22 protein-coding genes are annotated in these 21,698 nt (G+C 71.0%); 12 read left to right on the plus strand and 10 right to left on the minus strand.

Annotated features, from left to right (window positions below; genetic code table 11):
* Positions 1-64: 64 nt before the first annotated feature.
* A complete protein-coding gene (gene abmR / locus HDA40_RS02135; protein WP_253750812.1) occupies positions 65-607 on the plus strand; it encodes an ATP-binding transcription factor AbmR in 543 nt (180 codons plus the stop codon).
* A 15-nt stretch (positions 608-622) separates the two neighbouring features.
* A complete protein-coding gene (locus tag HDA40_RS02140; RefSeq protein WP_253763538.1) occupies positions 623-1,015 on the plus strand; it encodes a VOC family protein in 393 nt (130 codons plus the stop codon).
* On the opposite strand, the gene HDA40_RS02145 is transcribed toward HDA40_RS02140, so the two are convergent.
* Together HDA40_RS02145 and HDA40_RS02150 are read right to left on the minus strand one after the other, a co-directional pair.
* Positions 1,001-1,507, minus strand: a complete 507-nt coding sequence (locus tag HDA40_RS02145; protein WP_253750815.1) for a DUF402 domain-containing protein — start codon at positions 1,505-1,507, stop codon at positions 1,001-1,003. The genes HDA40_RS02140 and HDA40_RS02145 overlap by 15 nt on opposite strands.
* 72 nt (positions 1,508-1,579) lie before the next feature.
* Entirely contained in the window at positions 1,580-2,377 is a 798-nt protein-coding gene (locus tag HDA40_RS02150) for a helix-turn-helix domain-containing protein (RefSeq protein WP_253750818.1), read from the minus strand.
* A 94-nt stretch (positions 2,378-2,471) separates the two neighbouring features.
* Between HDA40_RS02150 and HDA40_RS02155 the strand changes: the two genes are divergently transcribed.
* A complete protein-coding gene (locus HDA40_RS02155) occupies positions 2,472-4,361 on the plus strand; it encodes a glycoside hydrolase family 15 protein (RefSeq protein ID WP_253750821.1) in 1,890 nt (629 codons plus the stop codon).
* The gene (locus tag HDA40_RS02160; RefSeq protein WP_253750824.1) at positions 4,348-5,817 is read left to right on the plus strand and encodes an MFS transporter; all 1,470 of its coding nucleotides are present in this window, start codon (positions 4,348-4,350) and stop codon (positions 5,815-5,817) included. The genes HDA40_RS02155 and HDA40_RS02160 overlap by 14 nt, the downstream gene beginning before the upstream one ends.
* Here the strand turns inward: HDA40_RS02160 and HDA40_RS02165 are convergent.
* From HDA40_RS02165 to HDA40_RS02195, 7 genes are all read right to left on the minus strand, one after another.
* A complete protein-coding gene (locus HDA40_RS02165; RefSeq protein ID WP_253750826.1) occupies positions 5,707-6,117 on the minus strand; it encodes a hypothetical protein in 411 nt (136 codons plus the stop codon). The two genes, HDA40_RS02160 and HDA40_RS02165, sit on opposite strands and share 111 nt — an antisense overlap.
* 66 nt (positions 6,118-6,183) lie before the next feature.
* Entirely contained in the window at positions 6,184-7,242 is a 1,059-nt protein-coding gene (locus HDA40_RS02170; RefSeq protein ID WP_253750829.1) for a saccharopine dehydrogenase family protein, read from the minus strand.
* A gap of 82 nt (positions 7,243-7,324) precedes the next feature.
* Positions 7,325-8,083 carry a hypothetical protein gene (locus tag HDA40_RS02175; protein WP_253750833.1) on the minus strand — a complete coding sequence of 253 codons (759 nt, stop codon included), beginning with the start codon at positions 8,081-8,083 and terminating at the stop codon, positions 7,325-7,327.
* Between the two features lie 75 nt (positions 8,084-8,158).
* Positions 8,159-8,692: a GNAT family N-acetyltransferase gene (locus tag HDA40_RS02180; RefSeq protein ID WP_253750836.1), complete on the minus strand. Its 534-nt coding sequence runs from the start codon at positions 8,690-8,692 to the stop codon at positions 8,159-8,161.
* Between the two features lie 25 nt (positions 8,693-8,717).
* On the minus strand, positions 8,718-9,512 hold the full coding sequence (locus tag HDA40_RS02185; RefSeq protein ID WP_253750839.1) for an ABC transporter ATP-binding protein: 795 nt from the start codon (positions 9,510-9,512) through the stop codon (positions 8,718-8,720).
* Positions 9,509-10,546: a FecCD family ABC transporter permease gene (locus HDA40_RS02190; RefSeq protein ID WP_253750842.1), complete on the minus strand. Its 1,038-nt coding sequence runs from the start codon at positions 10,544-10,546 to the stop codon at positions 9,509-9,511. The genes HDA40_RS02185 and HDA40_RS02190 overlap by 4 nt, the downstream gene beginning before the upstream one ends.
* A complete protein-coding gene (locus tag HDA40_RS02195) occupies positions 10,543-11,547 on the minus strand; it encodes a FecCD family ABC transporter permease (protein ID WP_372503142.1) in 1,005 nt (334 codons plus the stop codon). The genes HDA40_RS02190 and HDA40_RS02195 overlap by 4 nt, the downstream gene beginning before the upstream one ends.
* A 142-nt stretch (positions 11,548-11,689) precedes the next feature.
* Between HDA40_RS02195 and HDA40_RS02200 the strand changes: the two genes are divergently transcribed.
* From HDA40_RS02200 to HDA40_RS02230, 7 genes are read left to right on the plus strand one after another with little or no spacing between them, the layout of a single operon-like run.
* The gene (locus HDA40_RS02200) at positions 11,690-12,700 is read left to right on the plus strand and encodes an ABC transporter substrate-binding protein (protein ID WP_253750845.1); all 1,011 of its coding nucleotides are present in this window, start codon (positions 11,690-11,692) and stop codon (positions 12,698-12,700) included.
* A 4-nt stretch (positions 12,701-12,704) separates the two neighbouring features.
* On the plus strand, positions 12,705-14,168 hold the full coding sequence (locus tag HDA40_RS02205) for a pyridoxal phosphate-dependent decarboxylase family protein (protein ID WP_253750848.1): 1,464 nt from the start codon (positions 12,705-12,707) through the stop codon (positions 14,166-14,168).
* On the plus strand, positions 14,155-15,471 hold the full coding sequence (locus HDA40_RS02210) for a lysine N(6)-hydroxylase/L-ornithine N(5)-oxygenase family protein (protein ID WP_253750851.1): 1,317 nt from the start codon (positions 14,155-14,157) through the stop codon (positions 15,469-15,471). The genes HDA40_RS02205 and HDA40_RS02210 overlap by 14 nt, the downstream gene beginning before the upstream one ends.
* Positions 15,468-16,016 carry a GNAT family N-acetyltransferase gene (locus HDA40_RS02215; RefSeq protein ID WP_253750854.1) on the plus strand — a complete coding sequence of 183 codons (549 nt, stop codon included), beginning with the start codon at positions 15,468-15,470 and terminating at the stop codon, positions 16,014-16,016. Before HDA40_RS02210 ends, HDA40_RS02215 begins: the two co-directional genes overlap by 4 nt.
* Positions 16,006-17,817 (plus strand): IucA/IucC family protein, encoded by a 1,812-nt coding sequence (locus HDA40_RS02220; protein WP_253750857.1) that lies wholly within the window; start codon positions 16,006-16,008, stop codon positions 17,815-17,817. Before HDA40_RS02215 ends, HDA40_RS02220 begins: the two co-directional genes overlap by 11 nt.
* A gap of 23 nt (positions 17,818-17,840) precedes the next feature.
* Positions 17,841-18,380, plus strand: a complete 540-nt coding sequence (locus tag HDA40_RS02225; RefSeq protein ID WP_253750860.1) for an HAD domain-containing protein — start codon at positions 17,841-17,843, stop codon at positions 18,378-18,380.
* Entirely contained in the window at positions 18,377-18,868 is a 492-nt protein-coding gene (locus tag HDA40_RS02230; RefSeq protein ID WP_253750863.1) for a hypothetical protein, read from the plus strand. The genes HDA40_RS02225 and HDA40_RS02230 overlap by 4 nt, the downstream gene beginning before the upstream one ends.
* Before the next feature lie 9 nt (positions 18,869-18,877).
* On the opposite strand, the gene HDA40_RS02235 is transcribed toward HDA40_RS02230, so the two are convergent.
* The gene (locus HDA40_RS02235) at positions 18,878-20,149 is read right to left on the minus strand and encodes an amidohydrolase family protein (protein WP_253750866.1); all 1,272 of its coding nucleotides are present in this window, start codon (positions 20,147-20,149) and stop codon (positions 18,878-18,880) included.
* Between the two features lie 142 nt (positions 20,150-20,291).
* On the opposite strand from HDA40_RS02235, the gene HDA40_RS02240 reads away from it, so the two are divergent.
* The gene (locus HDA40_RS02240) at positions 20,292-21,698 is read left to right on the plus strand and encodes a glycosyltransferase (protein WP_253750869.1); all 1,407 of its coding nucleotides are present in this window, start codon (positions 20,292-20,294) and stop codon (positions 21,696-21,698) included.

Raw genomic sequence — 21,698 nt, forward strand, 5'->3', positions numbered from 1 at the left:
CCGTTCGCCGTAGGCGTACGCCGGACCGTCGACGGCGACCGAGCAACGGTGTAATCATGTAAGCATGATTCGAGTAGTAAGTCGCGCCGAACAACCACCGCCGGCCGACGACGCCCCGGCCTGGATCACCGGCCTGCTGCCGGACGACTGGTTCACCGGACCGGCGGAGATCGTCATCGACCGCGACGAGATCCTCATCGTCGGCACCCTCGCCGAGCCCGCCCACGCGGCGGACGCGTCCGAGGCCGACCGGGCCGCCGCCGAGCGGGGCCGCATCGCCGCGTACCGGGAGGAGACCCGCGAGCGGCGGATCCGGTTCGCCCGGCAGATCGAGCACAAGTACCAGCGCAAGGCCGCCTGGGGCGTGGTCTGCGGCGGCACCCGCGAACTGTTCACCACCCTGTCGGCTCCGGTGATGACCCGGCTGCGCCAGCCCGACCGGCAGGTCCTCGACACGCTCGTGGACGCCGGGGTGGCCCGCTCCCGGTCTGAGGCGCTGGCCTGGTGCGTACGCCTCGTCGGCCAGCATGCCGACCAATGGCTCGCCGAACTGCGCGACGCCATGACGGCGGTGGACGACCTCCGTAAGCGGGGACCGGCCCTCTAGGCTGACTCCGTGAAGATCGCGACCGGGACGCTGCACCACGTCGAACTCTGGGTGCCCGACCTCGAGCGGGCGGTCGCCGGCTGGGGCTGGCTGCTGACCGAGCTGGGTTACGAGCAGTTCCAGGACTGGCCGGGCGGGCGCAGCTGGCGGCTCGGCCCGACGTACCTCGTGGTGGAGCAGAGCCCGGCGCTGGCCGCCGGTGAGCACGATCGGCTCCGGCCCGGCCTGAACCACCTGGCCTTCACCGTGGTCGGACGCGACCGTGTCGATCAGCTCGTCGCGGCCGCGCCCGAGCACGGCTGGTCGCTGATGTTCGCCGACCGCCACCCGTACGCCGGCGGCCCCGAGCACTACGCGGCGTATCTGGAGAATGTGGACGGTTACGAGGTCGAACTAGTCGCTGACTAACTCCAGATACGGCAGGTGAGCGCCGCCGAACGGGCCACGCCGTTCGGCGACCGCGCGCATCAGCCACTCGGCAGCGGCGGACGCGTTGGCGATCACGTCCGCCGGGTAGGCGTACTTCACCTGGTGCTCGGCGAACTCGTCCGCGTCGTCGAGCAGCACCCGCCCGTCCCTCATGCGGAGCACGTCGAGGTCGAGGTCGACCATGGTCACCTCGCGGGCGTGCGGCCACACCGCCGGGGTGGCGATGTCGCAATAGATCTCGTTGCGCGCTCCCTGTGCGTAGAACGCCGCCGTCCACCAGGCGTTGTGCGGGATCAGGAGCACGTGCGCCCACTCCGCCTCGGTCACCAGGTCGTCATGTCCCTTGCGCACCACGGTCCCCTTGGTCGCGCCGAGCCAGATGCCGTGCTCGTCCTCGCCGAGACGGCGCGCCATCTGATGCCAGTGCAGGGAACCGTCGTACTTCGTGTATGCCAGCCAGACCTCCGCCATGACGTGAAGCTAGCTGTCCTCCGCCCGCCTTGTCGTGCCCTTATCGCGCGTGTCTCACCGATCCGGCACGCTTCACCGCTCGGCTTGCCGCGCTCGTAGGACATCGGCGGTGAACGGATCGGCCGGGAAGAAGGACTCGATCGCCAGCTCCGCCACGGTCACGTCGGCCGGGATGCCGAAGGTGGCGATCGTGCTGAAGAACGTCAGCTCGCCGAGCGGCGTACGCAGCCGCAGCGGCGTCACCACGTCGCCCGACCCGGGCGACTCCACCTCCGGCTCCGGATCGTCGCACGGGTACGCCTTCAGCTCCTCGTACAGCTCCAGCAGTTCGGGGTCGCCCGCGACGGCAGCCTGCCGCCGCAACCGGGTGAGCAGGTGCGCCCGCCATTCGCCGAAGTTGACGATGTGCGGGGCCAGCCCGTCCGGGTGCAGCCCGGCGCGCAGGATGTTGGCCGGCGGTTCGAGCAGCCACGGGGCCACCACCGCGGTCATGAGGTCGATCGCGGCGTTGGCGTCGAGCATGCGCCAGAACCGGTCGGTCACCACCGCCGGATACGGCTCGTGACCGGTCAGCACCTGGCGTACCGCCTGCCACACACCGGCCATCCGGGGCGAGGTCACCTCGCTCTCCGTGTACGCCGGGGCGTACCCGCCGGCCAGCAGCAGCCGGTTGCGCTCACGCAGCGGCACGTCGAGGTTCTCCGCGAGGCGCAGCAGCATCGGCCGGCTCGGCCTGGCCCGGCCGGTCTCGAGGAAGCTGAGATGCCGGGCGGAGACCTCGGCGAGCCCGGCGAGGTCGAGCTGGCTGAGCCGGCGGTGGGACCGCCAGTGCCGCAGCAGTTCACCCACCGTGGGCGAAGACGCCGTCATGATCACTCCACTTCTTCGCACCAATCTGGGCCAGTCTGCCCCTGCTTCGCCGATTCGCCGAACAGGGCCGCGCCAGCCGGGCGATGCTGAACACATGACGATGCCCATCGGCGCCGCCCAGGGCCCGGCCATCCATGAGCACGGCCTGATCGGAGATCTGCAGACCGCCGCGTTGATCGACACCAACGGAACGGTCGACTGGTTCTGCGCGCCGCGGTTCGACGGGCCGAGCATGTTCGCCGCCCTCCTGGACCCCGAACGCGGTGGGCACCTGCGCGTGGCGCCGGAGGGCGTCGAGTACGTGACCCGGCAGCTCTACCTCCCCGGTACGCCGATCCTCATCACGCGCTTCCTCAGCGAAGCCGGCGTCGGCGAGGTCATGGACTTCATGCCGATCGCCGAGGGCCACGGGAAGATCGCGACCGACAAGCACCGGCTGGTGCGGATGATCAGCGTCGTCCGGGGCAAGATGCGTTTCCGGTTCGACTGCGAACCGCGGTTCGACTACGGCCGCGCCCGGACCGAGGTCGACTTCAGCCCGGACGGAGCCGTGTTCCGGGGTGCGGGGATGACGGTCAACATCAACCCCTCGCGCAAGGATCGCGTACTGATCAAGCCAGGGGACCTGCAACGCACGGAGCACGGGCTGACCGCCTTCGCCGACCTGGTCGCCGGCGACGTCGGCGGCATGATCCTGGAGACGATGCCGGACGGGCCGCCCCGCGTCGTCCCGCCGGGGGAGATCCTGACCCTCTTCGAGCAGACCCGGGACTTCTGGCGGTCCTGGATCGGCCGCTCGCAGTACCGCGGCCGATGGCGCGAGATGGTCGAGCGGTCGGCGATGACGCTCAAACTCATGACGTACGCCCCGACCGGCGCCCTCGTCGCGGCGCCCACGGCCGGGCTGCCGGAGCAGATCGGCGGTGAACGCAACTGGGACTACCGGTTCACCTGGATCCGGGACGCCTCGTTCTCCGTGTACGCCTTGCTGGGCCTCGGCTTCACCGACGAAGCGACGCAGTACCTGGGCTGGCTCAACGACCGGGTGAAGGAGTCGAAGAACGGCCAGCCGCTGCAGATCATGTACCGGGTGGACGGTTCGCCCGACCTCGACGAGGAAGTCCTCGACCACCTGTCCGGCTACCGGGACTCGCGCCCGGTACGCATCGGCAACGGCGCGGCGAGTCAGCTCCAGCTCGACATCTTCGGCGAGGCGATGGACTCGCTGTATCTGGCCGACAGCCACGGGATCATCATCGGCAACGCGGGCTGGAAGAACGTCCGCGGTCTCGTCGACTGGCTGTGCGACAACTGGGACCAGCCGGACGAGGGCATCTGGGAGACCCGGGGCGGCCGGCAGGACTTCACCTACGGCCGGCTGATGTCCTGGGTGGCCTTCGACCGGGCGGTACGCCTGGCCCGTGCCAAGGGCCGCCCGGCCGACCTGGAGCGGTGGACCCAGCAGCGCGACGCGATCTACGAGCAGATCATGGAGCGCGGCTTCCATCCCAAGCGGGAGGCGTTCGTCCAGCACTACGACACCGACGTGCTCGACGCCTCCCTGCTGTACATGCCGTTGGTCGGCTTCGTCGCGCCCAGCGATCCGCTGTGGCAGTCGACGCTGCGCGCGATGGACAGCGAGCTGGTCTCCGACAGCCTCGTGTATCGCTACGACCCGGCGGCCTCGCCGGACGGTCTGCGCGGCGCCGAGGGCACGTTCACCATCTGCTCGTTCTGGTACGTCGACGCGCTGGCGCGCTCGGGCCGGCTCGAGGAGGCCCGGCTCACCTTCGAGAAGATGCTCACCTACAGCAACCACCTGGGGCTGTACTCGGAGGAGATCGCCCCGACCGGCGAGCAGATCGGCAACTTCCCGCAGGCGTTCAGCCACCTGTCGCTGATCAGCGCCGCGATGAACCTCGACTTCCAGCTCGACCACGGCGCGGGTTGGGTCGAGCCGGTGCTGAGCCATGCGAGCCGATAGCCGCGCGCTCGTTCCGTTGGCCCTGGCGCAGTTCATCTGCAGCTTCGCCGGCTCCAACATGAACGTGATGATCAGCGACATCAGCCACGACCTGAACACGACCGTCGCCGGGGTGCAGCTGTCCATCACGCTGTTCCTCCTGGTCATGGCGGCGTTGATGATTCCGGGCGGGAAGCTGACGGACAAGTTCGGGCGTAAGCGCCTGTTCCAGCTGGGCCTGATCGTCTACGGCGTCGGCGCGCTGGCCTGCGCGGTCGCGCCCGGGTTGGGCGTACTGGTGCTGGGGAACTCCATTTTGGAGGGTGTCGGGACGGCGCTGCTCATCCCGCCGGTCTACATCCTGGCCACGTTGTACTTCACCGACCTGACCTCGCGCGCACGGGCGTTCGGCATGATCAGCGCCATGGCCGGGGTCGGCGCGGCCGCCGGTCCGCTCATCGGCGGGCTCATCACGTCCGCGATCAGCTGGCGGGCCGCGTTCGTGTTCCAGGCGCTGGTCATCGTCGTGATCGTGGTCCTGGGCCGCCGGCTCACCGACCCGCTGCCGGCCCAGCCCGACCGCGAGTTCGACGTCCGCGGCACGGTCCTGTCCGCCGTGGGACTCATCCTGATCGTCTCGGGCATCCTGCTGGCCAGCAAGAAAGCCTGGCTCATGCTGCTGATGATCGCCGCCGGCATCGTCGTGCTCTGGTTCTTCTTCCGGCATGTACGCACAACGGAGGCGGCGGGCAAGGAGCCACTGCTGTCGATGCGGTTGTTCGGCAGCCGCGTCGCCAACCTCGGCATGGTCACCCAGAACCTCCAGTGGCTCGTCCTGATGGGCACCTCGTTCGTGGTCGCCGCGTTCCTCCAGGTGGTCCGCGGCTACAACGCCATCCAGACCGGCCTGATCTTCACCGCCGCTACGGTCGGCATCCTCGGCACCTCCCTGCTGGCCGAGCGCCTGGCGAAACGGTGGCCGCAGCGTACGCTCATCGAGACCGGCTTCTTCGTGACCGTCGTCGGGGTCTGCGCCCTGCTGCTGATCGTGGCCTGGTCCACCGGCGGTGCGCTCGCACTCCTGCCGGGCCTGTTCATCATCGGCGTCGGCATCGGGCTGATGATCACGCCGTCGGTGAACATCGTGCAGTCGGCGTTCGGCGAGAAGCTGCAGGGCGAGATCTCCGGACTGTCCCGCAGCGTGTCGAACCTGGGATCCTCGCTGGGCACCGCCGTCGCCGGAACGGTCATCGTCGCCGGGATCACCCGCACCCCGGAGCGTTCGTACGCCCTGGCGATGCTCGTGCTCGCGATCGCGGCGCTCGGCGGCCTGCTCATCGCCGAACGCCTGCCGAAGGCACAGCCGTCAGGCGGCCCCGCTGCCGACGGCACCACTGCGGACGGCGGCGCGGACGCGACGCAGACCGAGGTACTGGAGATCGATGAACAGCAGAACGGGAAGCGCCTGGAGGGCTGAGAGCGCGACACCCCACCCGGTCAGCTCGAACGCGCCGCCGAACGCGACCGCCAGGCTGGCCGCGATCCACCCGACGTTGAGCACGATCACGGTCCACGCCCCGGCCGGGGAGATGTCCCGCTGAGCCGCCAGCACCGTCAGCCCGGTCGCCCAGACGAACAGGAACACGCCCACCCCGAGGGCGAACGCGGTCGGCGTACCGAGCCACTCGTCGAGCTTGCCGCTCAGGGCGAGGATGACGACGCCGAGCCCGGCCGAGGCCCCGGCGTCCAGCCGCAACGCGAAACGCAGAAGATTCATGCGCCTACTGTCGCCGCCGGAGGTCATGACGTCGATTACCTGCCAGGTAATGGGCTCAGTATGCGCTCAGGACTCGGTGAGGACCATCTCGGAGGAGCCGGGCAGCGTGGTGACGTAGTCCGCCCCCATCAGTTGTGACGGTGTCCGGGCGCCGCTTTCGGCGTATCCCTCGGATAGGAGCCGGACCACCACAGGCAGCGACGCGGAGACGGTGAGGTCGTAGCCGTTGGCGGTGGTGATCCGGGCGACGCGGCGCTCGCCGGGCGCGGTCACCTCGCCCCACACGTGCATCGGCCGCTTGGCGCGGGTCTCGGGCGACGGGCCGGGACGGCTGCCCGCCCGGTTCTGCAGCACGCGCTGGACCGCGCCGAGTCTGAGGACCGGCCGCGCGATCTCGGTGAGCCGCAGGCCGCGGATCTGGCTGCGGGAGGTGGGCAGATAGACCTCGATGTCGGGGATGCCGGTCGTGCGGTACGCGCTGGCGACGTCGCCCCACGGGATGGCGACCGCGAGCTTCTCCCCCACTCCGAAGTCGACGGTGCGGGTCAGGCTGCCCATCGGGATCCGGGCGAGACGGCCGTTCCGGCGCACGCGTGTGCCGCCGACCGCACCCTCCACAGTGGTCTTCGCGGTGCCGGGCGACAACGCCGACCGCGTATCGAACCCGAGCCGCAGATGCGTCGCGCCGGGCAGCGCGGCGGCCAGCGTCGCGGCCACACAGTCGGTCGGCACGACGTCGAAGCCGACCGCCGGGCAGATCACGATCCCGGCCCGCTGCGCCTTCTCGTCCAGCGAGTACGCGCGCTCCAGGACGTCGATCTCGCCGGTGATGTCGAGATAGTGCGTCCCCGTACGCAGGCACGCGGCGAGCATCGGCGCGGCGGTCTGCGAGAACGGGCCGGCACAGTGCAACACGACCGCGACGTCGCGCAGGCCCTCGTCGAGCCGGGCCGCGTCGGAGAGCGGGAACGCGCGCGCGTCGAGACCCAGCTCCGCCGCGAGCGGAATCAGCCGCGCCTCGTCTCGGCCCGCCAGGATCGGGGTCAGCCCGCGTACGACGGCTTCCCGGGCGATCAGCTCACCGGTGTAGCCGTACGCGCCGTAGATCATCCACTCGCTCGCCACCCTCGCTCCCCTCCCACTCCCCGCTCGCTCCCTTGACGGACTGATCGGCAGCGTACGGGAGTGGGGGTCGGCAGGCGAGCGCTCAGGGCTGGCGGCGGGCCACGGTCAGCACCTGGGTCGGGGAGTTCCAGGCGGCCGTGGTGAGCGGCTGCGGCTGCACCCGGGCCGGAGCGAGCAGGGTCAGCGCGTGCTGGGCCCGCTCGCCGGCGGCGTTGGCCTCCCGGCGCAGGCTGCGAGCCTGGTCGGCGGCGGCGACATACGCCTCCCACGCGTTGCGTTCGCGCAAGGTGACCGACCGGTACGCCGATTCGCTGGCTTGGCGTACCACCCGGCTCAGCTGGCGCTCCTGGTCGGCGAGCGGGCGTCGCGGATCCCAGCCGTCGCGTCCGGCGACCGCGTCGCCGAGGGCCAGCGGGGAAACCTGCCCGCGCAGGGCCGCCTCGGTGACGATCCGGCGCAGGTGGCGTACCCGGCCGGACAGGTCTTCGTCCTGCTCCGTCTCGGTTTCGACGGCGGCGGCCAAGGTCAGCCGGCGCCAGCGTTCGTCGGCCGCGTCGTACGCCTGACCGGCCTGTTCCAGCTCCGCCTGGGCGGTGTGCCACAGCTCACGGAGCCGGGTTTCCCGCGCGCCGGCGCGGTCGGCCGCGACGGTCACCTCTCCGGCGTACCGGGTGGATTCGACGGCCAGCGTGGACAGGCGCTCTCGCCGCAGGACCGTCGCCGTACGCAGCCGGGCGGCGTCACGCGTCCACCGCCGAACCCCCGGGACGATCAGCCAGCCGGTGGCGTAGACGGCGAAGAGGACCAGCAAAAACCACAAAGCTGCGACGTTCGGTACCACGCGAATAACCTACAGCTTTTGCCGATAATCCGCATCAGATCCGACAAGTCCGATCATCCACTCTGGACACTGCGGTTACCTCAAGGGCTTGATGAGCAGCTCGAACTCCAAGTCGTCGCGCTTGGGCAGACCGAACCGTTCGTCGCCGTACGGAAACGGCGTCGTCTTGCCCGTCCGCGTGTAACCGCGCCGGGCGTACCAGGCGATCAGTTCGTCGCGGACGGAGATCACGGTCATGCGCATCTCGCGTACGCCGAAAGCCGTGACGGCGACGCGTTCCGCCTCGGCGATGACGGCCTTGCCGACGCCGCCGCCCTGGAGACCCGGGCGGACCGCGAACATCCCGAAGTACGCGTAGTCGCCCCGATTCTCGACGTGGCAGCAGGCCACCAGATCGTCCGGCCGATCCGGGTCGGCGGCGACCAGCACCCGGCTGTCGGCGTCCTCGAGGAGGCCGGCGACCTCCTCGGCGTCGGTCCGCTGGCCGTCGAGGAAGTCCGCCTCGGTCGTCCACCCCGCTCGGCTGGCCTCCCCCCGGTACGCCGACTCCACCAGGGCGACGAGGTTCGGCACATCGGACTCGGCGGCGAACCGGAAGGAAAGATCCATCCGCCCAGCATAGGCGGAGGGCGGACTAGACCGGCACGGCTCGGCGGGCGGCCGGGATCACCAGCGGCGCCCCGGTTTCGGGGCACTCGACGATCCGGCACGGCAGCCCGAAGACCTCCTCGATGAGCTCGGCGGTGACGATCTTAGACGGCTTGCCCTCGGCCACGATCCGGCCGTCGCGCATCGCGATCAGGTGCGTGGCGTACCGGGCGGCCTGGTTGAGGTCGTGCAGCACCGCGACGAGCGTGTGCCCCTGCTCCTCGTGCAGTCGCGCGCACAGGTCGAGCACGTCGAGCTGATGGGCGATGTCCAGGAAGGTCGTCGGCTCGTCGAGCAGCAGCAGCGGAGTCTGCTGCGCGAGCGCCATGGCGATCCAGACACGCTGCCGCTGGCCGCCGGACAGCTCGTCGACGAACGCGGTGGCGAGGTCGGCCACGCCGGTGGCGACCATCGACTGCTGGACGATCTCCTCGTCGTGCGCCGACCATTGGCGCAGCAATCCCTGGTGTGGGTAGCGGCCCCGGGCGACGAGGTCGGCGACGGTGATCCCGTCGGGCGCGATGGACGTCTGCGGGAGCAGGCCGAGCGTACGCGCGACCGCCTTGGCCGGCAGCCCTCGGATGTCCTTGCCGTCCAACAGGACGCTGCCCGCCTGGGGCCGTAGTGTACGGGCCAACGCCTTGAGCAAGGTGGACTTGCCGCAGGCGTTCGGGCCGACGATGACGGTGAACGAGCCGTCCGGTATCTCGACGCCGAGATCCTCGGCGACGACGCGCCGTTCGTACGCGAGCCTCAGGCCGGTCGCGGCGAGCCGCGTCATGAACGTCCTCCTAAAGACGAGCGGCGGCGTGCCGCGAGCAGCCAGACCAGGTACGCCCCGCCGAGGATGCCGGTGAGCACCCCGACCGGCAGATCGCGGCCCGGCACCAGCCGTTGGGCGGCGAGGTCGGCCGCGGTCATCAGGGCCGCCCCGACCAGGACCGAGGACAGCAGGTTGGGGCCGGGGTCGCCGGTGATCCGCCGGGCGACCTGCGGCGCGGTCAGCGCGACGAACGACACCGGTCCCGCCGCGGCAGCCGCCGCCGAGCAGAGCAGGACCGCCGCCGCCAGCAGCGACACCCGCACCGGCGTGACGCGTACGCCGAGCGCCAGCGCCTGGTCGTCGCCGAGCGCCAACGCCGACAGCGGCCGGGACAGTCCGAACAGGACGATCGGGACCACGACGGCCAGCACCGCCAGCAGGGGCAGTGCGTCCTCCCAGCCCCGGCCGTCGAGGCTGCCGGTCAGCCACAGCATCGCCCGCGACGCGTCGGTGATCTCCGCCCGGGTGAACAGATAGCCGTTGACGCCGGTCAGGACCGCGGCCACGCCGATGCCCACGAGCACCAGGTGATTGCCGTGCGAACCGTGCCGGACGGCGAGCAGATAGATCGCGGCGCCGGTGACGATTCCACCCACGAGCGCTCCGGCCGCCAGGGTGAGGCTGCCACCGCCGGTGACCACGATCGCCACGAGCGCGCCGGCCGCCGAGCCCTGGGTGAAGCCGAGCACGTCGGGGCTGCCGAGCGGGTTGCGGGTCAACGCCTGGAAGATCGCGCCCGCCAACGCCAGCGCGGCTCCGGCGAGCAACGCCGTCACGACGCGAGGGGCGCGCAACTCCTGGACGATGTACGCGTCGGCGGGCGTACCGGAGCCGAGGACCGCCTTGAGGGCGGCGTCCGGGCTGAGCGGATAGTCGCCGGTGCTCAGCAGAAGCAGTGCGCAGCCCAGGGCCACGGCGAGGACGGCGAGTCCCGCCACGACGGACCGGGGACGGAGTCTGACGGAGACGGTCGCGGCACGCAGGACGGTCATACCGCCACCGCCCGAGTGCGGCGTACGGCCCAGACGAAGAAGGCGCCACCGGCGACGGCGGTGACGATGCCCACCTGCACCTCACCGGGCCGGGCGAGCACGCGGCCGAGCACGTCCGCGCCGAGCAGCACGACCGGGGCGACGAACGCGCTGACCACCAGCAGCCAGCGCATGTCGGGTCCGGTGAGCGGCCGGACCAGGTGCGGCACCAGCAGGCCCACGAAGACGATCGGCCCGCACGCGGCGGTGGCCGCTCCACAGAGCAACGTGATCGCGACGATGCTGCCGGCTCGGACGACGGCCGGGCGGGCGCCCAGCGCGCGGGCGGATTCGTCGCCGAGCGCCAGCGCGTTCAGCGGCCGGGCCAGCACGGCGACCGCGATCAGCCCGACGGCGATGAACGGTGCGATGAACAGGGTGGCCGATGCGCCGGTCGCCGCCAGCGAGCCGACCGTCCAGAAACGCATGGCGTCCAGCGACGCGGTGTCGAGCAACTGCACCGCCGACACGTACGCGTACAGCACGGCGTTGACGGCGGCTCCGGCCAGCGCCAGGCGCCCCGGCGTGGCCGTACGCCCACCGCCGACGGCCCACACGAGCACCGAGACCGCGGCCGCGCCGAGGAACGCGAACCATACGTAACCGCTGAGCGACCCGATCCCGAGCACGCTGATCCCGGTGACCACGGCGGCCGAGGCCCCGGCGTTGATGCCGAGCAGGCCCGGATCGGCCAGCGGATTGCGGGTCAGCGCCTGCATGACGCCGCCGGCCAGGCCAAGCGCCGCGCCGACTTCGAGACCGAGCAGCGTACGCGGCAGGCGCATCTCGCGTACCACTGTGTAGGCGGGGGCTTGCGGGTCGACGAGGCCGGACCAGACCTCGGCGAGCGACATCGGTTTGGCGCCCACCGCGAGGCTGAGCGCGGCCGTGACGACCAGCAGGGCCACGGACCCCAGCAGGACGGCGGGCCGACGGGGAGGTCGGGAGAGCACGGGGGATATCTCCGGAAATGTGACACGCCCGGCGGGCGGGCTTCACTTGACAACGCTGACTCAGGTAAGGCTAGCCTAACCACAGCTGAGGCGGAAGCCCGGCCCCCCGCGATCCCCGTCGCGGGCTCAACCCCATCGCAGGAGTAGAACGATGACGCACACCTTCAGCCGCCGCGGCCTGCTTTCGGCCGCCGGAGCCCTCGGACTGGCCGCCCTGACCAGCGCCTGCGGCTCCGACGACAAGCCCAGCTCGACGGCGAGCACGGGCGGGGCCTGGTCGTTCACCGACGACCGCGGCACGAAGGCGTCCGCTCCGAGCCGACCGCAGAAGGTCGTCGCCTTCATCGGCTCCGCCGCCGCCCTCTACGACTTCGGCGTCAGCGACCAGATCGTCGGCGTCTTCGGCCCGACCAAGACCGCCGACGGCAAGGCCGACGTCCAGGCCGGCGACTTCCCCATCGACAAGGCCGAGATCCTCGGCAACGTCTGGGGCGAGTTCAACGTGGAGAAATACGCCGCGCTGCGGCCCGAGGTCCTGATCACCAACATCTACGAGAAGGACACCCTCTGGTACGTCCCGGACGAGAGCAAGGACAAGATCCTCCCGCTCGCGCCCTCGGTCGGCCTCAACGCCGCGCGCACCCCGCTCAACAAGATCATCGAGCGGTACGCCGACCTGGCGGGCTCGCTCGGAGCGGATCTGACCGCAGCGAAGGTGACCGACGCGAAGACCCGATTCGAGGCGGCGGCGAAGAAGCTGGGCGAGGTGGGCAAGTCCAGCGGCCTCAAGGTGCTCGCCTGCTCGGCCGCGGCCGACCTGTTCTACGCGTCCAACCCCGGCATGAACAGCGACATCATGTACTTCAAGGAGCTGGGCGTCGAGATCATCGTCCCGGACAAGCTCGACGACCTCGGCTACTTCGAGAGCCTGAGCTGGGAGAACGCCGGCAAGTACGCCGCCGACGTGCTGCTGCTCGACAACCGCAGCTCCACCTTGCAGCCCAAGGACCTCACCGGCAAGCCGACCTGGAACCAGCTGCCCGCCGTCAAGGCCGGGCAGATCGTCGGCTGGAACAGCGAACCCCGCTTCTCGTACGCCGGCAGCGCGGGCGTCCTGGAAGAACTCGCCAACGCCCTGACCTCGGCGAAGAAGGTCAGCTGATCTCATGCAGGCCCTGTCGCACCTGCTCGACGCCGCCGGAGCCGACCGGTACCGGCTGGCGGTCGCGGACGGCGCGCAGCGAGTCGCCCGGCGGATCACCGCCGCCGGGCGGCCGTTCACCGGGATCTCCCCCGCCCGGCTCGCCGCCGACATCGACACGATCGACCTGGACCACCCACTCGGCGACACCACCGCCGCCCTCGACGAACTGGACCGCGTCTACCTCCGCGACGCCGTCTACTTCCACCACCCCCGCTACCTCGCCCACCTCAACTGCCCGGTCGTCGTGCCGGCGCTGCTCGGCGAGACCGTGCTGTCGGCCATCAACTCCTCCCTCGACACCTGGGACCAGAGCGCCGGCGGCACCCTCATCGAACGCCGCCTGATCGACTGGACCACCCGGCGCATCGGCCTCGGCCCGCTCGCCGACGGCGTCTTCACCAGCGGCGGCACACAGTCCAACGTGCACGCCCTGATGCTCGCCCGCGACGAGGCGCTGGACCGCTTCGCCTGCTCAGCAGGCGATCTGCGCATCTTCGCCTCCGAGTACGCGCACTTCAGCGTCACCAAGGCCGCCAAGCTCCTCGGGCTGGCCGAAGACGCGGTGATCTCCGTACCGGGGACGGCCGACCGGCGGATGTCACCCGAGGCGCTGCGCCGGTCGCTCGCGGCGTGCCGCGAAGCCGGGCTCGTCCCGATGGCGGTCGTCGCCACCGCGGGCACCACCGACTTCGGCAGCGTCGACCCGCTCCCCCAACTCGCCGACCTGTGCCGGCGTACCGGGGTGTGGTTGCACGTGGACGCCGCCTATGGCTGCGGACTGCTCGTCTCCCGCCGGCGGCGGCTTCTCGACGGGATCGAACGCGCCGACTCCGTCACCGTCGACTACCACAAGTCCTTCTTCCAGCCCGTCAGCAGCAGCGCGATCCTCGTACGCGACCGCGCCGTCCTGCGGCACGCGACCTACCATGCGGACTACCTCAACCCGAAGCGGGCCGCCGAGGAACAGCTCCCGAACCAGGTGGACAAGAGCCCGCAGACGACCCGTCGGTTCGACGCGCTCAAGCTGTGGCTGACCCTGCGCATCATGGGCCCGGACGCGGTCGGCTCGCTCTTCGACGCCGTCGTCGACCTGGCCGACGCCGGCTGGCGACTGCTCGACGGCGATCCGCGGTTCGAGGTCCTCGTCCGCCCCCAGCTGAGCACCCTCGTGTTCCGCTACCTCCCATCGTCCGATATGGACGCCGAAGAGGCGGACGCCGCGAACCTGTACGCCCGCAAGGCGATCGCCGAGTCGGGCGAGGCGATGGTCGCCGGCACCGTCGTCGACGGCCGCCACTACCTGAAGCTCACCCTGCTCAACCCGCGCACCACCGTCGACGACATCGGCACGGTCCTCGACCTCCTCGCCCACCACGCCGAGACCTACGCCAACACCTCCGTCGGGAGCAGCCTTGTCGCAGCCTGAGCCGGACGACTCCCGAATAAGCGACTCCCGGATTCACGACTTCGTCGCCGTCGGCCTCGGCCCGTTCAATCTGGGCCTGGCCTGCCTCGCCGAACCGCTCGACCTCGACGGCGTCTTCCTGGAGAGCAAGCCGGACTTCGACTGGCACCCGGGCATGCTCCTGCCGGGCAGCACCCTCCAGACGCCGTTCCTCGCCGACCTGGTCAGCCTGGCCGACCCGACCTCGCCGTACTCGTTCCTGAACTACCTCAAGCAGAGCGGGCGGCTGTACTCGTTCTACATCCGCGAGAGCTTCTTCCCGCTGCGCCGCGAATACGCCGACTACTGCCGGTGGGCCGCCCACCGACTGCGCTCGATCCGCTTCGGGCAGCACGTGCGGTCGGTGTCTGCCGACAGCGGTGTCTACACCGTGCGGACCGCGACCGGCGACACGTTCCGGGGACGGCGGCTCGTGCTGGGCATCGGCACCGTCCCGCACCTGCCGCCCGCGGTGACCGGCGTACCTGGTGTCGTGCACAGCTCGGCGTACCTGGGACAACGGGACGCGGTACGCGCCAAGGAGAGCATCACCGTCGTCGGCAGCGGGCAGAGCGCGGCCGAGATCTACCACGACCTGCTCACCAGCCGCGGCGAGGGCGGCCGCGACTACGACCTGACCTGGATCACCCGCTCGCCCCGGTTCTTCCCGCTGGAGTACACCAAGCTCACGCTGGAGATGACCTCCCCCGAGTACGCCGACTACTTCCACGCGCTGCCGATGGGCGTACGCGACTCGCTGAACGTAGCGCAGAAACAGCTCTACAAGGGCATCAACGCCGACCTGATCAACGCCATCTTCGATCAGCTCTACCAGCAGCAGGCAGCTCCGTCCGGTCGCGGCGCGCGTACGCGCCTGATGACGAACACCGCATTGCGTAGAGCGTCCTATGACGCTAGCCAGGACGCTTACACCCTGGATCTGCGGCACGAGGAACAGGGCGTCGACTTCGAGCAGCGTACGCAGGCGCTGGTGCTCGCCACCGGCTACCGGCAGCCGACGCCGGAGTTCCTCGGCCCGATCGAGGACCTGCTCGCCCACGATGCGGTAGGACGGCTGGCGGTCGGCCGCACCTATCGAGTCGACAATGGACAATCCGGCGCGGTGTACGTCCAGAACGGCGAACTGCACACGCACGGCTTCGTCGCTCCGGATCTCGGCATGGGGGCGTACCGGAACTCGTGCATCCTGCGGGACATGCTCGGGCGGGAGGCGTACCCGGTCGAGAAGGCCATCGCCTTCCAGGAGTTCGGAGCGCCCGCGTGAGCGTCGACAGCGCCTTCGAGATCCGTTACGTCGACGCGGTGGCCGACGCCGGGCTGCTCCACGGCTGGGTCACCCACCCCAAGGCCGCGTTCTGGATGATGCAGCAGGCGTCACTGGGCGAAGTCGCGGCAGAGTACGCCGCGATCGCCGCCCGGCCCGGCCACGACGCGCTGATCGGCTCCCGGGACGGGCAGCCGGTGTTCCTGATGGAACGCTACGACCCCCGCCACGAACTGTCCGGGGTGTACGCCGTCCAACCCGGCGACGTGGGAATGCACTTCCTCGTCGCCCCGGCGGAAACGCCGATCCCAGGTTTCACCCGCGCTGTCATCCTCGCCGTGCTCGACCTGCTCTTCGCCGATCCGCTCACCCACCGGGTCGTCGTCGAACCCGACGCGCGCAACACCGCCGTGCACGCGCTCAACGCGTACGCCGGCTTCGAGGTGGCCGGAAAGGTCCGCCTGCCGCACAAGGAAGCCCTGCTGAGCTTCTGCGCCCGCTCGGCGTTCGAGCACGCCCAGCGAAGGAGTCGTCATGTCCACTGAGGTGTCCACTGAGGTGTCCACTGTGTTGTCCGCTGCGTCGTCCGCCGAGTCGTCCGCTGGGCCGCCGACCAAGCACCTCCGGCCCGAGCTGTGGGCCAAGGCCAACCGGCACCTGGCGGCCAAGGCGCTCGCCGAGTTCGCCCACGAGCGGCTGCTCACGCCGATCCCCCACGGCGACGAATCCACCGACCGGTTCAGCGACCGGTTCACGGTGCGGGCGAACGACACCGAGTACCGGTTCACCGCGCGGCTGTTCGCGCTCGACCACTGGCAGATCGATCCGGACTCGGTGACCCGGGTCCGCGAGGGCGCACAGCTCCCGGTGGACGCCGTCGACCTCATCCTGGACCTGCGCGACACGCTCGGGCTCTCCCCGGCCGTCCTGCCCGTCTATCTGGAGGAGATCACCAGCACGCTCGCCGGGCTCGCGTACAAGTTCGATCGACCGCCGGCCGACCTCAGCAGCGCGGGCTTCCAGGCGATCGAGACCGGCATGACCGAGGGCCACCCCTGCTTCGTCGCCAACAACGGCCGCCTGGGCTACAGCATCAGCGACTTCCACGAGTACGCCCCGGAGGCGGCGCACCCGATCCGGCTGACCTGGATCGCCGTACACCGGTCGGTCTCGACCTTCACGTCGTGTTCCGACGTCGGCTACGACACCCTGATCAGCGGCGAACTCGATGCGTCCACTCTGGAGCGACTGACCGCGTCCCTCGATGAACCCGGCGACTACCACCTGATGCCGGTGCACCCGTGGCAGTGGCGCAACCGGATCGCCGTCACCTTCGCCGGCGAGGTCGCGCAGGGCCGGATCGTCCACCTCGGCGACGGCGACGACCTGCACCAGGCGCAGCAGTCGGTGCGGACCTTCTACAACGTCAGCGCCCCGGAACGGCACTACGTCAAGACCGCGCTGTCGGTGCTCAACATGGGCTTCCTGCGCGGGCTGTCCGCCGAGTACATGCAGGCCACCCCGGCGATCAACGAATGGCTCGCCGGGCTGATCGCCGACGACCCGGTGCTCGCCAAGACCGGCCTGACGATCCTGCGCGAACGGGCGGCGATCGGCTACCGCCACCCCCAGTACGCCCACGCCGCGCCGAAGGGCTCGCCCTACCGCAAGATGCTGGCGGCGTTGTGGCGGGAGAGCCCCGTCCTCGCTCCGGGCGAACGCGTCACGACGATGGCCGCCCTGCTCCACGAAGACCTCGCCGTCCAGTGGATCACGCGGTCGGGCCTGCCCGCGGCGGAGTGGCTCCGGCGGTACCTGACGGCGTACCTGACCCCGCTGGTGCACTGCTTCTACGCGTACGAGCTGGTCTTCATGCCGCACGGGGAGAATGTGATCCTGGTGCTGGACGAGCACGACGCGCCGGTCCGCACGATCTTCAAGGACATCGCCGAGGAGATCGCGGTGATGGACCCGGACCTGCCGTTGCCCGCGGCGGCCGAGCGGATCCGGGTGAGCGTGCCCGACGAGCTGAAGCTGCTGTCGCTGTTCACCGACGTCCTCGACTGCTTCTTCCGCTTCCTCGCCCCGCGCCTGGAGCCGGTGCTGCCCGAGGCGGAGTTCTGGCAGCTCGTGGCGGACTGCGTCCGCGACTACCAGGCCGCCAACCCGGCCCTGGCCGAGCGGTACGCCAAGTACGACATGTTCGCCGAACGCTTCGACCTGTCGTGCCTGAACCGGCTGCAGCTGCGCAACAACCAGCAGATGGTCGACCTCGAAGACCCGTCGGGCGCACTGCAGCTGGTGGGCACGCTCGCCAACCCCCTCCACACCGCGTCGTGGGGGTGACAGGGCGTGTAGCATCGAAGGCCGTGCCCCGTCCGATGCTGCTGCTCGACGTCGACGGCGTCCTCAATCCCTACGCCGCGCTCTGGTGCCCCGCCGGATTCGGCGAGTACGCCTTCTTCCCCGCCGAGGAGCCGGTACGCCTCTGTGAGGGCCACGGATCGTGGCTGGCCGACCTCGGTGAGGCGTACGAGCTGATCTGGGCGACCGGCTGGGGCGTCACCGCGAACCGGCTGCTCGCGCCGTTCCTCGGGCTGGCACAGTTGCCGGTGATCCAGTTTCCGCCGGCGCCGTTCCGCCCGGAGGACAAGGTTCCGGCGATCGCCGCGTACGCCGAGGGGCGGCCGGCGGTGTGGATCGACGACATGCTGACCCCGGAGGCGTACGCGTGGGCCGATCAGCGGGCCGAGCCGACGCTGCTGATCGCGGCCGATCCCGCCGAGGGCCTCACCCGCGCCATGGTCGACGAGGCGCTGAGCTGGGCGGCGACCCTCGTCCCCGGCCCGGTTCGGCCGCGGCGGCGGTTGACCTTGCATCGCCGCCTACGCAGCTTGCGCGCCCGGTGACCCGCCTGCTGCTCAGCCTGGCGGCCCTCGTCTGCGCGGTGCAGGTCGTGACCGGGGTGACGATGTACCGGTCGGACGCTGTCGAGGACTCCGGCGATGTGGTGGCCTCGGTGGTCGTTCCCGCGGCGCTGGCTGCTGTGCTGCTCGGGACCGCCGCGATGCTCCGGTGGCGTGGGCTCGCCGTCGGCGCGCTGGTGTTCGCGCTCATCCGGGTCGGCTGTGGCCTGCCCGGCGCGTTCGTGGTGCTGGACGGCGGCCGTCCGCTCGACGGCTTCGCCGCCGCCGCCGAGGTCGTCGCCGACGCCCTGGTGCTCCCGCTGATCGTCGTCGCGCTCGTCCTCAGCCGCCGTTCGTGGCGGCGGGGCTCGCGGCGGCGGCGCGAGCAGCCGGTGATCTCCGGAGCGCCAGGTACCCCATCGCCGAGCGGAAAGGTATCCAGCGCTCCGGAGATCGCAAACCGCGAGCTGCGGCGGGCGTCGCCCGCGTAGCCGGGGGCGTCAGGCTCCGCTGCGCGGGAACTGCTCGTCGAGCGCGTCCGGGCTGACCAGCGGCTGGGTCATCATGGACCGGACCGTCTCGTCCCGAGCGGCCAGGGCGGCGCGTTGCGCGTCGGTCAGGGGGATCCAGGGCGCGGGCGGCTCCGGCAGCCGGGCCGGCAGTCGGCGTCCGGCCCGGTAGGTGGCCTCGTTCACCAGGCGCAGCGGCGCGGTGCGTACCTGGCCGTGCACGTCGGCGACGGCCCAGGGTTCCTCGACGAGGTGGAACACCGCGAGGTCGGCTTGGGCGCCGACGTCCAGCGTCCCGGCGGCCAGCCCGAGCACCTCGGCCGGCCGGCGGGTGGCCGCCGCCACGACCTCGTCCAGCGGCCAGCCCGCCGCCAGCATCTTCGCCATCGTCGTGGGCAGGTCGAACACCGGCCCGTGCAGCGATCGCGCGTGCAGGTCGCTGGAGACCGTGTGCGGCTTCAGCCCGGCGGCGAGCTGCGCCTCCAGGATGTCGAAGGCGAAGCCGCCGGATCCGTGGCCGATGTCGAACACGACGCCGGACGCGTACGCCTCCTTCGCGGCCGGGTCGATGCCGCCCGGTAGTGCGGCGGCCGCGATCCCGCTGGCGCAGTGCGTGACGATGTCGCCCGCCCGCAACAACGGCAGGATCTCTCCGAGCGTGGGCGGGGCCGCCCCGATGTGGACCATCACGGGCAGCCCGCACGCCTCCCCCGCCTCGATGGCGCGGCGCAACGGTTCCAGCCCGCTCGGCCCGACCGCGTGGCGGTCGACGCGCACCTTGAAGCCGCGTACGCGGTCCGGGTGGGCCCGGGCCGTCGTGACGGCCAGGTCGACGTCGCAGTTCTCCAAGGTCCGGGACTCTCCGGTGGCCGCCACCAGGCCGACCGCCGAGATGTTCAGCAGCGCGGGCACGTCGACGGTGAACCGGCGTACGCCTTCGTCGAGCGCGGCGAACGAGAAGGCTCCGGCCGATCCGGCGTCGACCCAGGTGGTGACCCCGGAATGCCACGCCGTCGGGTCGGGGTCGATGCCCCAGTAGGTCGCTCCGGCATACACGTGGGTGTGCAGGTCGACCAGGCCCGGCGTGACCAGGCGGCCGGACACGTCGAGCAGGTCGGCGCCGGCAGCGGCCGGGTCGGCGGCGAGGCCGGGGCCGACGGCGGCGATCCGCCCACGCGCGACCGCCACGTCGGCCCGGCGTGGTCCGCCCGGCCGGGCGGGGTCCAGGACGTCGCCGCCACGGAGCACCAGGTCCCATCTCATGTGCCTGATACTGCCCGATGTTTCGCCGAAGTGTCACACGGGGATCGTCTGGCGTGTCCCGGGAAATCCGCCCGGGGCGGCACATTCGACCTATCCGCAACGCACCGGACGTGGAAAGATCGAAGGTGGTGAAAGGAGACCGATGACGCCGCAACTGATCACCCCGCCCCGCCGATCGCTGGCCGATCTCGGGGAGGTGATCGGACCGGAGCGGCTGCGCGTGCTGCGAGCGACCGCCGACGATCTGCGCCGCCGGTTAGGCGGCCGGACGGTCTGGCAGGTCAACTCGACTGCGACGGGCGGCGGCGTCGCCGAGATGCTCCAGGTGCTGATGGGTTACCTGGCCGACGCCGAACTGCCGACGCACTGGCTCGTCGTCGGCGGCGAACCCGAGTTCTTCGAGATCACCAAGCGACTGCACAATCGGCTGCACGGTGCGGCCAGCGGCCCGGACCTGACCGAGGCCGACGCGGCGGCGTACGCCCGCGCGACGGCGATCAACGCGACAGCCGTGGCGGAGCTGGCCCGGCCGGGCGACATCGTCGTGCTGCACGACCCGCAGACCGCCGGGATGGCGTCCGGGCTGGCCGACCGGGGCGTGACGGTGATCTGGCGCTGTCACATCGGCGGCGATCGGCGTACGCCGGTCACCGACGAGGCCTGGGAGTTCCTGCGGCCGCATCTGCGGGCCGCCGAGGCGTACGTGTTCTCGTTGCCGCACTATCGGCCCGAGTTCCTGCCGGCGGATCGGACGGTCGTCATCCCGCCGTCGATCGACCCGGCCGCGCCCAAGAACGCCGACCTCGACCCGGCGACCGTGGAGGCGGTCCTCCGAGCGTGCGGGATCTTCACCGGCGGCCCGGCCGGTCCAGCCCGGTTCACTCGGCGTGACGGCCGTCCCGGTGAGGTGACGCGGACGGCGAAGCTGCTGGCCGACGAGCTGCCGAGCCCGGACGAGCCGATGCTGGTGCAGGTCTCGCGGTGGGACCGGCTCAAGGACATGAGCGGGGTGCTGACGGCGTTCGCCGAGCGGGTCGCCCCGGGTGGCCCGGGCTGGCTGGTGCTGGCCGGTCCGCAGGTCGACGACGTCGGTGACGATCCCGAGGGCGCCCAGGTGTACGCCGAATGCCAGGCGGCGTGGCAGGCCCTGCCCCGGGCGAGCCGCCGCCGGACGGTGCTGGCGAGCCTGCCGCTGGAGGATCTCGACGAGAACGCCGTCATGGTCAACGCGCTCCAGCGGCATGCGGCCGTGGTCGCCCAGAAGAGCCTGGCCGAGGGGTTCGGGCTGACCGTCGCCGAGGCCATGTGGAAGTGCCGGCCGGTCGTGGGGTCCGCTGTCGGCGGCATCCTCGACCAGCTGGGTGACGGGCGTGGGGTGCTGGTCGAGCCGTCGGACGCGGCCGGGTTCGCCGCCGCGGTCCGCCGCCTGTTCGACGACCCGGCGGAGGCGGCCCGGATCGGCGACGCCGCGCACGCCTTCGTCCACCGCGAGTACCTCGGCGACCGTCACCTGTTGCGGTGGGCTGAGCTGCTCGGCCGCTTCCTCTAG

Source organism: Hamadaea flava, from assembly GCF_024172085.1.
Classification (GTDB): Bacteria; Actinomycetota; Actinomycetes; order Mycobacteriales; family Micromonosporaceae; genus Hamadaea; species Hamadaea flava.